At 63.9% G+C, this 12759-nt stretch carries 12 protein-coding genes; 7 read left to right on the forward strand and 5 right to left on the reverse strand.

Going from position 1 to position 12759, the window contains the following annotated elements; all coding sequences use genetic code 11:
- Nucleotides 1–229 precede the first annotated feature (229 nt).
- The 3 genes from HMPREF1316_RS08285 to HMPREF1316_RS08295 all read right to left on the reverse strand — a co-directional run bounded on the left by HMPREF1316_RS08285 (nucleotide 230) and on the right by HMPREF1316_RS08295 (nucleotide 3357).
- Nucleotides 230–691 carry an RpiB/LacA/LacB family sugar-phosphate isomerase gene (locus tag HMPREF1316_RS08285; RefSeq protein ID WP_021726548.1) on the reverse strand — a complete coding sequence of 154 codons (462 nt, stop codon included), beginning with the start codon at nucleotides 689–691 and terminating at the stop codon, nucleotides 230–232.
- Nucleotides 692–764: 73 nt separating this feature from the next.
- The gene (locus HMPREF1316_RS08290) at nucleotides 765–2765 is read right to left on the reverse strand and encodes an FAD-dependent oxidoreductase (RefSeq protein ID WP_021726528.1); all 2001 of its coding nucleotides are present in this window, start codon (nucleotides 2763–2765) and stop codon (nucleotides 765–767) included.
- Between the two features lie 220 nt (nucleotides 2766–2985).
- A complete protein-coding gene (locus HMPREF1316_RS08295; protein WP_021726534.1) occupies nucleotides 2986–3357 on the reverse strand; it encodes a hypothetical protein in 372 nt (123 codons plus the stop codon).
- A 405-nt stretch (nucleotides 3358–3762) separates the two neighbouring features.
- On the opposite strand from HMPREF1316_RS08295, the gene HMPREF1316_RS08300 reads away from it, so the two are divergent.
- The 5 genes from HMPREF1316_RS08300 to HMPREF1316_RS08315 all read left to right on the forward strand — a co-directional run bounded on the left by HMPREF1316_RS08300 (nucleotide 3763) and on the right by HMPREF1316_RS08315 (nucleotide 7834).
- Nucleotides 3763–4305, forward strand: coding sequence for a glutathione peroxidase (locus HMPREF1316_RS08300; protein WP_021726551.1), 543 nt, complete (start codon nucleotides 3763–3765; stop codon nucleotides 4303–4305).
- Between the two features lie 34 nt (nucleotides 4306–4339).
- Nucleotides 4340–4816: a MarR family winged helix-turn-helix transcriptional regulator gene (locus HMPREF1316_RS08305; protein WP_021726547.1), complete on the forward strand. Its 477-nt coding sequence runs from the start codon at nucleotides 4340–4342 to the stop codon at nucleotides 4814–4816.
- Nucleotides 4817–5157: 341 nt separating this feature from the next.
- Nucleotides 5158–6561: a class II fumarate hydratase gene (gene fumC / locus HMPREF1316_RS08310; protein ID WP_021726525.1), complete on the forward strand. Its 1404-nt coding sequence runs from the start codon at nucleotides 5158–5160 to the stop codon at nucleotides 6559–6561.
- The gene (locus HMPREF1316_RS14110) at nucleotides 6562–6735 is read left to right on the forward strand and encodes a hypothetical protein (protein ID WP_156901039.1); all 174 of its coding nucleotides are present in this window, start codon (nucleotides 6562–6564) and stop codon (nucleotides 6733–6735) included. It abuts the gene before it with no gap.
- Between the two features lie 142 nt (nucleotides 6736–6877).
- Nucleotides 6878–7834 (forward strand): glycoside hydrolase family 25 protein, encoded by a 957-nt coding sequence (locus tag HMPREF1316_RS08315; protein WP_021726538.1) that lies wholly within the window; start codon nucleotides 6878–6880, stop codon nucleotides 7832–7834.
- A gap of 15 nt (nucleotides 7835–7849) precedes the next feature.
- On the opposite strand, the gene HMPREF1316_RS08320 is transcribed toward HMPREF1316_RS08315, so the two are convergent.
- Both HMPREF1316_RS08320 and HMPREF1316_RS08325 read right to left on the reverse strand, forming a co-directional pair.
- A complete protein-coding gene (locus HMPREF1316_RS08320; protein ID WP_021726524.1) occupies nucleotides 7850–8437 on the reverse strand; it encodes a nitroreductase family protein in 588 nt (195 codons plus the stop codon).
- A gap of 35 nt (nucleotides 8438–8472) precedes the next feature.
- Nucleotides 8473–9264, reverse strand: coding sequence for a Cof-type HAD-IIB family hydrolase (locus tag HMPREF1316_RS08325; protein WP_021726527.1), 792 nt, complete (start codon nucleotides 9262–9264; stop codon nucleotides 8473–8475).
- Nucleotides 9265–9578: 314 nt separating this feature from the next.
- On the opposite strand from HMPREF1316_RS08325, the gene nrdD reads away from it, so the two are divergent.
- Together nrdD and HMPREF1316_RS08335 are read left to right on the forward strand one after the other, a co-directional pair.
- Entirely contained in the window at nucleotides 9579–11801 is a 2223-nt protein-coding gene (gene nrdD / locus HMPREF1316_RS08330; RefSeq protein ID WP_021726533.1) for an anaerobic ribonucleoside-triphosphate reductase, read from the forward strand.
- A gap of 27 nt (nucleotides 11802–11828) precedes the next feature.
- Nucleotides 11829–12734, forward strand: coding sequence for a helix-turn-helix transcriptional regulator (locus HMPREF1316_RS08335; protein WP_084620912.1), 906 nt, complete (start codon nucleotides 11829–11831; stop codon nucleotides 12732–12734).
- Nucleotides 12735–12759 lie beyond the last annotated feature (25 nt).

Genomic DNA, 12759 nt, shown 5'->3' on the forward strand with positions numbered 1-12759 from the left:
GGATGCCCGGCAGCGCCAGCGGCATCCGGTCGTGTGGGTGCCGATTGCTTCGTGTGGGTGTCTTTCTCCCGAGAGGGGCTGACAGAGCCGCAGGTCGCGAGAAGCCAGAACAGGAGAAAAGCACCCACATGCAGGAATTGGCACCCACATGCGACAGACAGCACCCACAGGGGTAGGGATCGGCACCCACATGCGGCAGGCAGCACCCACCCCGCCTGACAGCCCGGCGTCACGACAGCGCGACGGTGCGCTCCCTGTCGATGGCGGCCACCTTGTCACGGCGACGCTGATACTTCTCGGCCGTGAGCGGCTCGGCGGACATCCAAGCCTCGACGGTGGCCATGGCCAGCACCGGCCCGATGAGCTTGCCTCCTAGGCACAGCACGTTGGCGTCGTTGTGCTGGCGCGCCAGTTCCGCACAGACCGGATCCTGGCAGACGCAGGCAAAGATGCCACGGAACTTGTTGGCGATCATCGCGGAGCCATAGCCCACGCCATCGACGAAGATCCCTCGGTCGCACACACCCATTGCCACCACCTGCGCTGCCGGCACGATGAAGTCGGAGAGGTCGCACGAGCCACTGTCGTGCGTGCCAAAGTCGCGCACCTCGTGGCCCTGGGACTCGAGCCATTCCCTTATCTGCACTTTGAGGTCGTACCCCGCGTGATCGTTGGCCATGGCGATGATCATGACAAACCACCCTTCCTTCCCTGTGGTGGGCATGGCTCGGACCACAGGGGGCCGGGCCGCCCGTCCCTGTCGTCTAGATCTCCATGCAGAGCTGATAGGCGTCCCAGATGGCATCCATGATGAGTCCCACCCCGTTGGAGTCACCGATGTTGTACACCAGCTTGTCGCTGTCTTGCAGCTCGTCATAGAGCGCGCTGTCGGCGCGGTAGCCCAACGACTCCATCACGGTATCCGCCTCGACGGTCGCAAGCGAGCCATCCTTCTTCCTCACGACCAGCCCCGCCTCTTCCACATGGTCGGCCGATGTGGACTCCAGCACCTCCACCTTGTTGAGGGCCAGCAGGTCCTTGAGCATGTCGTAGTTGGCGAAGCACATGCCCTCCCCGCCCCGCAGGATCTTGGGCAGCATCTCGACGACCGTCACCTTGTGGCCGTGCTGTGCGAGCGAGAGTGCCGTCTCGCAGCCCACCAGGCCGCCGCCGATGACGGCGACACGCTCCCCAGGCTCCACCGTACCGGCGATGATCTCGTCCGCAAGGACGGTCTTGCCCGCCGGCCCACCAAGGTCGACGCTGATGGGCGTGGCTCCCGTGCCCACGACGACCACGTCGAAGTCACTCGCGTCCACCTCGGCCGCCGTTGCCTCGTGGTTCAGTTCCACCGTGATGGGGAGCCTCCTGAGCTGGCGCTCGTACCAGGCCAACAACTTGAGGTCATCCTGCTTGAAGTCCGGCGCGCCCGAGAGGCGCAGCTCACCACCGAGACGGTCGGTCCTCTCCCAGAGCGTCACGGCATGACCGCGGAGGGCCGCCACGCGCGCAGCCTCCATGCCACCCACGCCACCGCCGACGACGAGGACCTTCTTCGGCTCGGTCGTGGGGACGAGGCGGAACGTGCGCTCGCGCCCACAGGCGGGGTTGACGGCACAGGAGATCTGCTGACCCTGTTCCAGGCGTGCCATGCAACCGGCATGGCAGCTCAGACACGGGCGAATCTCCTCGATCTGGCCGCGTTTGACCTTGTTGGGCCAGGCGGCGTCAGCCAACAACGGGCGCCCGAGGGCGATCATGTCACAGTCGGGACCGAGGGACCCCACGCTCATGTCGGGATCATCCATGCGCCCTGCCAGGATGATGGGGGTCTTGATGCCGTCCTCCTTCATCCGATGACCAAACGTGCGATAGATGCCCTTCTGGTTGAAGTACATGGGCGGGTGGTTCCAGTACCAGGAGTCATAGGTGCCAGCGTCCACGTTGAACAGGTCGTAGCCGGCATCCTCCAACAGATGCGCGGCACGCAGGCCCTCGTCGTAGTCACGCGCGGCCTCCTCGAACTCCTCGCCTGGCAGCGCTCCCTGGCGGATGGCCTTCACGAAGCCCTTGAGCGAGAAGCGCAGGCTCACCGGAAAGTCATCCCCACAGATCTCCTTGATGCCCTGCACCACCTTGATGGCCGGCTTGAGGCCGTTCTCGAGGCAGCCTCCCCACTCGTCCGTGCGGTGGTTGTAGAGCGCCGTGGCAAACTGGTCGAGCAGGTAGCCCTCGTGCACGGCATGGATCTCCACGCCGTCGAACTGCGCGTGTCGGGCGCTTGCGGCAGCGGCTATCATGCCCTTGATCCAGCGGTCTATCTCTGCCGTGGTCATCGCGCGATGCTCGATGGAGGGATCCCAGCGGTTCTCGATCGTGGACGGCGCCCAGAACGTGGTGCCCATCGGCGGCATCATCGCACGGCCAAAGCCCCCGGAGACCTGCAGGAACATCGTGGAGTTGAAGGCATGGATGCGCTCGTTCATGCTCCAGGTGGTCTTGGCGAACCAGACGGGGTCGTAGGCTGCGCACGGTGTGGCAAACGCGTACATCTCGTCGTAGCTTCCCAAGGTGACGCCGCTCATGACCAGACCGGTGCCGCCCTTGGCACGCTCGACGTAGTAGTCCTGGGCACGCTGCGAGAAGCCGCCACGGCTGTCGCTCATCATCACCATGCCGAGCGGGGCGAAGGCGATACGGTTCTTGAACGTGGTCTTACGCACCGTGATGGGTTCGAACAGCTTCGCATGGAGACTCTTGGGCATGGGATGCTCCCCTCCGTGATGCGCCTCCCCCAAGGCGGCGTGCAGATGCTCACTGGCATGGTAGGGCGCACGCCCTGCCCCACGGGACAGAATTGGGCAAGACGCATGCAGGCGCCTGCAGACGTACGCGCGCGGGCATGGGGATGGTGACGGCAGCCAGAGAAGAGGGCGGCCGGCACGAAGCCGGCCGCCCAGGCACCTCAGTCTGTGGGCCCTTGACCTAGCCTAACGTGAGGGTGACGTATGGCAGCACGAAGAAGAACGCCAGGATGGAGATGACGGCGAACACGACGAAGACGACGTTGGAGACGCCCTTGGTGTGCCTCGTCAGGTTGTAGTTCCACAGGCAGCCGAAGATGATGCCACCCGCAAACAGGTTGAGGAACGAGATGGTCCCTGCGTTCGTGAGCTTGGGACCGTCTGTGAAGTAGGATGGATACCAGACCAGGGCATACACGATGAAGAGCACCATCAGGATGGCGTTGATGACCCTACCGGCCATTCCCATGTTGGTGAGCAGCTGATTGACGACTATGCCCACGACCGCGCCCAGGATGGACATGCCCACATTGGTCTTCCACGTTTCGTTCATGACTCCCCTTTCGATGCGAACACAACTTTGCTAATCATACCACGGATGGCGCGGGATTATCTCGGCAGGATGCTATTTCACTGCCATGGGCCCCATCCGTGTGGGTGCGGCCGCGCCGCATGTGTGTGCCGCCAATTGCGGCGTATGGGCGCCCTTCTCCCGCGGGCGGCCCATACGGCGGCAGATCGCCGGTGGCCCATCTGGGAGAGGGACGCCCACATGGATCGATTGACACCCATGGGAGTGGTGAAGGGCGCCCATACGAGGGAGGGCCACGGTCGTCCCATACGGGGTCGATAGCTTTCTCAATTGTGTACAATTAGTTGCGCGCAATTTTCTTACTGCCTCGCGCACGGAGGCGGGGCATACTGGCATCGTTCGCATGACCTTACGGAAGGGACTCCCATGAGCTACTTTGACTACACCGTGACCGAGCGCGACGGCTCCACCACCAGCCTCACCAAATACCAGGGCAAGGTGCTGCTCATCGTCAACACCGCCACGGGCTGCGGCTTCACCCCACAGTACGAGGACCTCGAGAGGATCTACGCCGACTTCAGGGACCGCGGCTTCGAGATCCTCGACTTCCCCTGCAACCAGTTTGCCGGCCAGGCGCCCGAGTCCGACGACGAGATCCACCAGTTCTGCACCATGAAGTTCGGCACCGAGTTCCCACAGTTCAAGAAGATCGACGTCAATGGCGAGACCGCCGACCCCCTGTTTGCGGCACTTGCCACCGAGAGGCCCTTCGAGGGCTTCGGCAAGGGCCTCAAGGCCGCGGGCCTCAAGAAGTTTGCCGCTGCCAACAACAAGAGGTTCGGTGACAAGGCCTACATCATGTGGAACTTCACCAAGTTCCTCATCGGTCGCGACGGCCGGCTCATCGCGCGCTTCGAGCCCACGACGGACATGGCGGACGTGCGCAGCGCCATCGAGGCGGCCCTCTAGACCACAGGCACCAGCTGGGGGGAGGTACCCACCCATGGCACACAAGGCCGCACGATCGACCACGGACGACGACCTACTCCTGCTGGACAGGCAGCTCTGCTTTCCGCTCTACGCATGCTCCAAGGAGGTCGTGCGCCGCTATGCTCCCCTGCTCGAGCCGCTCGGGCTCACCTACACGCAGTACATCGCACTCATGGTCGTCTGGGAGCAGGGGGCCATCACGATGCATGACCTCGGGAAGCGCCTCCTCTTGGATTCCGGAACCCTCACCCCCCTCCTGCGCAAGCTGGAGGGGCGAGGCATTATCTCGCGCGAGCGCTCCTGCCAGGACGCACGCAAGGTGTATGTGCGTGCCACCGACCGGGGCATGGAGCTGCGCGAGCAGGCACGCTCCGTGCCCCGTGCCATGGGACAGTGCTTTGGCCTCACGCACGAGGAGGCGGACGACCTGCGCAGGATCCTGAAAAAGGTCACGCACAACATGCTCGCGCATGGGACGGACGAGGACTGACGCAGGGCGTTCGCATAGCGGGGCAGGCTGGATGCGTCAGGGCCACGGCAGACAGAGCATAGCCCGTGGGTGCGGTGCCCCTCGCATGTTGGTGCCAATCGCTGCATGTGGGTGCGCCTCTCCTGCGTTGATGGCTTGCGACCTGCCGTTTTGTGAGCCTCATCCGGAAGAGAGGCACCCACAGCCAGCAAAGGGCACCCACGGGGGTGGGACGGCTCGCACGAGGCGGCCATGGCGTGACAGGGCGGCCCGAGATAGCTCAGGGAACCGCTCAACCCGCCGTCTGCGTCGCGTTCGTCACTCCACTAGAATGTTGCCGCGCAGACAACTGAGGAGGGCGCATGGATCAACAACGGGCAGATGAGGCCTGGCGCATCGAGCATGACTCCCTGGGCGAGGTGAGGGTCCCCACCGATGCCCTCTGGGGTGCGCAGACCCAGCGCTCGCTCGAGAACTTCCACATCGGCACCGAGACCATGCCCCGCGGCATCATCCATGCCCTCGCCCTCGTCAAGAAGGCCGCCGCCCAGGCAAACGTCGAGCTGGGCGCACTCGAGGAACCCTATGGCGCCCTCATCGAGCAGGCAGCGGACCTGGTGCTTGTCGGACAGTGCCCCGACGCCTTCCCCCTCAGGGTATGGCAGACGGGGTCGGGCACGCAGTCCAACATGAACATGAACGAGGTCCTCGCCCACCTGGCGAACAGCCTCGCCCGCGAGCGGGGCATCGAGCTGCCCCGCCCCGTGCATCCCAACGACCACGTCAACTGCAGCCAGAGCTCCAACGACACCTTCCCCACGGCCCTCAACATGGCAGCGGCTCTCTCCCTCGCCCACGAGCTCGTCCCACCCGCGCAACACCTCATGGACACTCTCAAGCGCCTCGAGGTGGAGAACGAGGGCGTCGTCAAGAGCGGGCGCACGCACCTGCAGGACGCCGTGCCCATCGCCTTCAGCCAGGAGATCCATGGCTGGCGCGGCCTGGTGGCCACGCCCCTCGATCAGATGGTCCACGTCCTGCCCTTCCTCTACCGCCTGGCGCTTGGCGGCACGGCCGTGGGCACGGGGCTCAACGCCCCCGCAGGCTTCGACAAGCTCGTGGCACGCAGGATCGCCGACCTCACGGATCTGCCCTTCCGCACCGACCCCAACAAGTTCCATGCCCTCACCAGCAAGGATGCCCTCGTCTTCGCCCATGGCGCGGTGAAGGCGCTCGCCGCCGACCTGATGAAGGTCGCCAATGACGTGCGCTGGCTGGCCTGTGGCCCGCGCAACGGCTTGGGCGAGATCACCATCCCCGCCAACGAGCCGGGCAGCTCCATCATGCCCGGCAAGGTGAACCCCACCCAGTGCGAGGCCCTCACCATGGTGGCCGTGCAGGTGATGGGCAACGATGCCGCCATCGGCTTCGCCGCCAGCCAAGGCAACTTCGAGCTCAACGTGTTCATGCCCGTCATCGCCTACGACTTCCTGCAGAGCTGCCGCCTCTTGGCGGACGCCATCCGCAGCTTCGACGTCAACTGCGTCCAGGGCATCCAGGCCAATCGCGAGCGCATGCACGACAACCTGCATCGCTCGCTCATGAACGTGACGGCCCTCAGCCCCCATATCGGCTACGAGCACGCGGCCGAGGTGGCACAGAAGGCCCACTGCGAGGGCACGAGCCTCCGCACGGCCTGCACCTCCCTGGGGTATCTTACGGGGGAGCAATTTGACGAGGCGTTCAAGCCCGAGGAGATGGTCTAGGTGGCAGACGCCCCCCTGCATGACAGCCACGGACATGGCCCAACGTCCCGCCTGCGGGACATGCCCGACGGCGACCGCCGCCTGGTGCGGGTCAGCTGCCAGATGCTCCAAGCATGTGTCCATGGCGCAGCCGGCATGATGGATCGTATCGTTACCGAACGCACGGGCAGGTAGCGTGGCGGCAAGGCGCAGCAGCTCCAAGATGGGCTCCCGTAGGACGGCCAGAGGCGGCGGCGCACGCGCCCGGCGCGCGGCTCACCCCACCGCGCGAACGGGCACGAAGCGCAGCGGCAGGCGCGGCGCCCGTCGCGCCCCAATGGCGCCCCCTCAGACAGGCCAGCGGCGCCAGGCGCGCGCCCGTGCGCACCGCAGGGGCCCGCGCCTGCGCAAGCGGCCGCTCATCATACTGGCCCTGACGCTCGTAGCCGCGCTCGCGCTGCGCCTCACCGCGTTCAAGGCCACGACCGACCCCGTCACGACGTTCATCGAGGAGGAGCTCACGCCCGCCCCAGCGCCCATCTCCATGGCCGTCTCCCCCGACGACGTGCTCGCAAACCCCTATGACTGGAGCAGGCTCTCGCATCCCGGCTACTTCCACGAGTACCGCGTGAATGGCACCGTCGCCTCCCGCGTGGGCGTGGACGTCTCGGAGTTCCAGGGGGCCATAGACTGGCCGACCGTCCATGACATGGGGGTCGACTTTGCCTACGTGCGTGTGGGCTACCGCGGCTCGACCACGCCTGACATCGTGGCAGACTCACGCGCCGAGCAGAACATGGACGGCGTGCTCGACGCGGGCATGAGCCTGGGCGTGTACTTCTTCTCCCAGGCAACCACCGAGGACGAGGCCATCGAGGAGGCCGACTACGTCATCGACCACATCGGCGGCCGCCAGCTCACCTATCCCGTCGCCTTCGACCTGGAACCGGAGTCGACCAACGACTCGCGCGTGAGCGATCTCACGAACGATCAACGCACGGCCGTCACCGTGGCGTTCTGCGAGCGCATCCGCGAGAGGGGCTACAACGCCGTCGTCTATGGCAACCAGTACGATCTCGGACGCATGGACCTCGCGCGGCTTGCCCCCTATGGGTTCTGGTATGCGGAGTATGAGAGCGCGCCCACCTCGCAGATCGCCTTCGGCATATGGCAGTACTCACGCAGCGGCATGATAGACGGCATCGGCACCAAGGTGGATATCGACCTGGACCTCACCGGAGCACTCAGGCAGACCGTGCCCGATCCCACCGCCCATACATCGGACGCTGCCTAGGGGCCTGGCGAACCCCTAGGCTAGGAGCTCCTTCACGGAGAGCTTGGGCACATGGTGCACGTCGGCACCGTCGCGCCAATAGGCGACGTCGCCGCCCTGGGCATCATCCAACTCCACCGTCTCGGCAGGGTAGCCCAACGCCAGCAGCAACGCACAGGCCAGTCCCTGGCGGTCAAGACCCAGGCGCTCGTCAATCGTCGCATCGAAGCTCCTGATCATGCAGCCACCCATGCCGCGCGCCGTCGCCGCCAGCATGAGGGTCTGGGCGGCGATGCCCACGTCCACGAGGCGTATGGGGGTGGTGACCATCTGCCTGGGCACGCACACGGCGATGTAGGCGCAGGGACGCTCGCCCTCCTTCGGGCCCGCCCACTCCCGGTAGCGTGCCGCCCACCCATGGTGCGCGCAGCAGTAGGCCACGGCATCGGCATCCGTCACCAGGCGAAAGCGCAGCTGCTGCATGTTGTTGCCCGATGGGGCGAGACGGGCGGCCGCCACAAGCGCCAGCAGGTCGTCCCATGGGATGGGGCGACCTGGGTCAAAGCGGCGATAGCTGCGCGAGGCACGTGCCAGCTCCAAGAACTCGTCATATGCCATGGCCATGGGTGCTCCCTCCGTCATCATCCACCCATCTCAGCCTACAGCAGGCCCAGCTTCACACAGGCGCTGTAGATGCCATCGTGGTCGACGTCGCTCGTTACGAAGTCAGCCTGCTCCTTGACCTCGGGGTTGCCGTTGCCCATGGCCACGGAGGTACCCACCACGCCAAACATCGCGAGGTCGTTGCCGCCGTCACCAAAGGCGGCCGCCTCGTCGGCGTCAAGCCCGTAGCGCCTCAGCATGCGACGCACCGCCGCATGCTTGCCCCCATGGCGTGGAAAGGCGTCCACAAAGTGCGGCGACCAGCGCGTGAGCTTGAGATGCTCCGTGGCATCGGTCACCACGCCCGTCTCACCCGGATGCAGGAAGACGTTGAGCTGGTAGATGTCATTATGCAGCGCCTGGTGGATGTCGCCCTCCTGGAAGTGCTGGCCGGTGGCCTCCTCGATGGCGCACACGTCGTCGTTGTGGCCGCTCACATAGCAGCGCCCCTTCTCCATGAAGAGACATTCGTAGAGACCCTGGTCAACCTGGTCCACCACGACCGCGATGTCTCCCTTGTCCATGAACTCGTCAAAGAAGACCTCGTCGCGCGTAAGGCAGAGCTGGCCGTTGAACAGGATGAAGGCCTCGAAGTTGTCGATGGATATCTCCTCCAGCTGATAGGGGGGACGCCCCGTTGCCAGGAAGCACATCACGCCCTTGCGCTTGAGCTCTGCAAGGGCCATGAGCGTCGTCTCCGGGACGCGGTGGTCCTTGAAGGAGAGAAGGGTTCCGTCAACGTCAAAGAAGATCGCCCGGATGGGGCGCGGGGTGTTCCAGATGGACATGGTGCTCCTTTGTCTGTGAGGGAACGTCACGCCCGCACACGCATGGCGTCCCCGATATCGATAGACTCATCATAATGTAGCCATTCGACGACCGCTCGCCGGAAATTCTCGTTTCCTGTGCTTTTGCCACATGCCGTTTGCAAACAGCGACGTAGGGCAGGGGGAGGTGGCAATTGTCGAAGAGAAAACACATTATCTAGTGGAAGATTCTCGTGCAAAACACTAGAAATTGTGTCATAGTAGATATCACCGTCAAGTATGTCTTCAGGAAAGCATCACCCACGACAACAAAACCTACCACCATGGGGGCACCAATGAAGATCATCAAGCGCAATGGTTCAGAGGTCACGTTTGACACCGAGAAGATCGTCAACGCCATCAAGGCCGCCAACGCCGAGGTGCCCGAGGGTGATCGTCTCACCAATCGCGAGATCAGGTTCGCCTCGCTCAACGTGGAGGACGAGTGCGCCTCCGCCGGCCACACCGTCACCGTGGAGGAGGTCCAGGACCTCGTCGAGGATCAGCTCATGGCCCTCGACCGCTTCGTGGTGGCCCGCAAGTACATCATCTATCGCTACCTGCAGAACCAGAAGCGCCGGAAGAACACCACGGATGACAAGATCCTCTCGCTGATCGAGTCCAACAACGAGGAGGTCAAGCAGGAGAACTCCAACAAGAACCCCACCGTGGTCTCCGTGCAGCGCGACTACATGGCCGGTGAGGTCTCCAAGGACCTCGCCTGCCGCCAGCTGCTGCCGCAGGACGTGGTGGAGGCCCACGACGCCGGCATCATCCACTTCCACGATGCGGACTACTATGCCCAGCACATGCACAACTGCGACCTCGTGAACCTCGAGGACATGCTGCAGAACGGCACCGTCATCTCCGGCACCATGATCGAGAAGCCGCACAGCTTCTCCACCGCCTGCAACATCGCCACGCAGATCATCGCACAGGTGGCCTCCTGCCAGTACGGCGGCCAGTCCATCAGCCTGGCGCACCTCGCCCCCTTCGTGGACGTGAGCCGCAAGAAGATCCGCCGCCAGGTGTACGCCGAGCTCGAGGCCATCGGCGCCACCCCCGCCGTCGAAAAGATCGACCGGATCGTCGAGAGGCGCCTGCGCGACGAGGTGGCCCGCGGCGTCCAGACCATCCAGTACCAGGTGGTCACCCTCATGACCACCAACGGCCAAGCTCCCTTCATCACCGTGTTCATGTACCTCAACGAGGCCAGGAGCGAGCAGGAGAAGGCCGACCTCGCCCTCTGCATCGAGGAGATGCTCCGCCAGCGCTACCAGGGCGTCAAGAACGAGGCGGGAGTCTGGATCACACCCGCGTTTCCCAAGCTCATCTACGTGCTCGAGGAGGACAACACCCACGAGGGCGACCGGTACTTCTACCTCACCAAGCTCGCGGCAAAGTGCACCGCAAAGCGCATGGTCCCCGACTACATCTCCGAGAAGAAGATGCGCGAGTACAAGCTCTCCCGTGGAGAGACCGAAGGCGAGGGCGACGTGTACACCTGCATGGGCTGCCGCTCCTTCCTCACGCCCGACCGCTCCGGCAACGGCTATGACAACGTGGCCAACGCCGGCAACTGGGAGCCGGGCAAGCCCAAGTACTACGGACGCTTCAACCAGGGTGTCGTCACCATCAACCTGCCTGACGTGGCCCTCTCCTCCGAGGGCGACAGGGACGAGTTCTGGCGTGTGTTCGACGAGCGCCTCGAGCTCTGCCACAGGGCCCTGCGCTGCCGTCATGACCGCCTGGTGGGCACCACATCCGACGCCGCGCCCATCCTGTGGCAGTACGGTGCGCTGGCCCGCCTGAAGAAGGGCGAGACCATCGACAGGCTCCTCTATGGTGGCTACTCCACCATCAGCCTGGGCTATGCCGGCCTGTACGAGTGCGTCAAGTACATGACGGGCCACAGCCACACCGATAAGGAGGCGACGCCCTTCGCCCTCTCCGTCATGCAGCACATGAACGACAGGTGCGCCGAGTGGAAGGCGGCCGAGAACATCGACTACTCCCTCTATGGCACGCCGCTGGAGTCCACCACCTACAAGTTCGCGCGCTGCCTGCAGAAGCGCTTCGGTGTGGTCAAGGGCATCACGGACCACGGCTACATCACCAACAGCTACCACGTGAACGTTCGCGAGGACATCGACGCCTTCACCAAGCTCAAGTTCGAGTCCGAGTTCCAGCGCCTCTCCCCCGGCGGGGCCATCTCCTACGTCGAGGTGCCCAACATGCAGGACAACCTCGAGGCCGTCATCCGCGTCATGCAGTACATCTACGACAACATCATGTATGCCGAGCTCAACACCAAGAGCGACTACTGCCAGGTGTGCGGCTACGACGGCGAGATCCAGATCGCCGAGGATGATGGCAAGCTCGTGTGGGAGTGCCCGCACTGCCACAACCGCGACCAGTCCAAGATGAACGTCGCCCGCAGGACCTGCGGCTACATCGGGACCCAGTACTGGAACCAGGGACGCACCGAGGAGATCAAGGATCGCGTGCTGCACCTGTAAGACGAGGGAACAACTTTCCATCACGCAATGCAGAAGCTGAGGGGAATCGGAAGAACTGGAGGTCCAAGGCCGATGGCTCGCAAGCGCTTCCTCAGCGCGGTGCAGCACATACTCAACATGACCACCTATGCTCAGATCTCCGCAGGCACAAATATCATCGTGGCGGCTGAGCAAGGGAAGAGCCAACGTCGCGCCCACGCCGATGGATACGAATCCACCTGTTTTCTCCTACACGACTCCGATCTCGTCGACGTCGTGCCACGGGATTCAGAGCAGGACGAGGGCAAAGGGAGCGGTCAGGGTAACGGCAATACGATTACCCTGACCGTTCTCGTGCGCCGTCGACACCTCGAGAGACTGCTTCTTTCACTTGCCCCCTCATCCTCGCATCTCCTCCGCTCGGTCGTAGAGGATGCAACGAGGGGGGCAACGTGCCCGTGGATCAATATACGGCCCGATGACGCCGATATGCTCTGGGATATCGTCGAGATTCTGGTCATAGCCTATTCCGAGCGTCAGACGGACTGGGAAGTGGAGGTGGATGCCCTCGTCGTGGCCTATCATGTCATTATGGATAGAAGTGTCGCCCCCGAGGGGCATCATGCCCCAGCAGACGTCGTCGTGTCACTCATTCTGAACGACATCTCCACGCACCCTGACTCCGTGACGCTCACGGAGCTCGCAGAGCGTTACTCGTACAACCCAAGCTACCTCTCGAGCCTGCTCCGGAGGAAGACAGGCCGTACGTTCTCCGAACTTGTCAACGCCCAACGCATGAACCGAGCGGCGCTACTGCTCCAGGAACCCAACGCCTCCGTACGGGCGGTCGCCTCGCTTGTGGGCTATTCAAGCGTAAGCAGCTTCCACAGGCAGTTCAGGAGCTTCTTCGGTATCACGCCATCCCAGATGATGCAGGGTGACACCGCCACATAGAAACCCAGGGAGGAAGCGGGTGAGG

Origin of the sequence: Olsenella profusa F0195, from assembly GCF_000468755.1 — a bacterium.
Lineage (GTDB): Bacteria > Actinomycetota > Coriobacteriia > Coriobacteriales > Atopobiaceae > Olsenella_F > Olsenella_F profusa.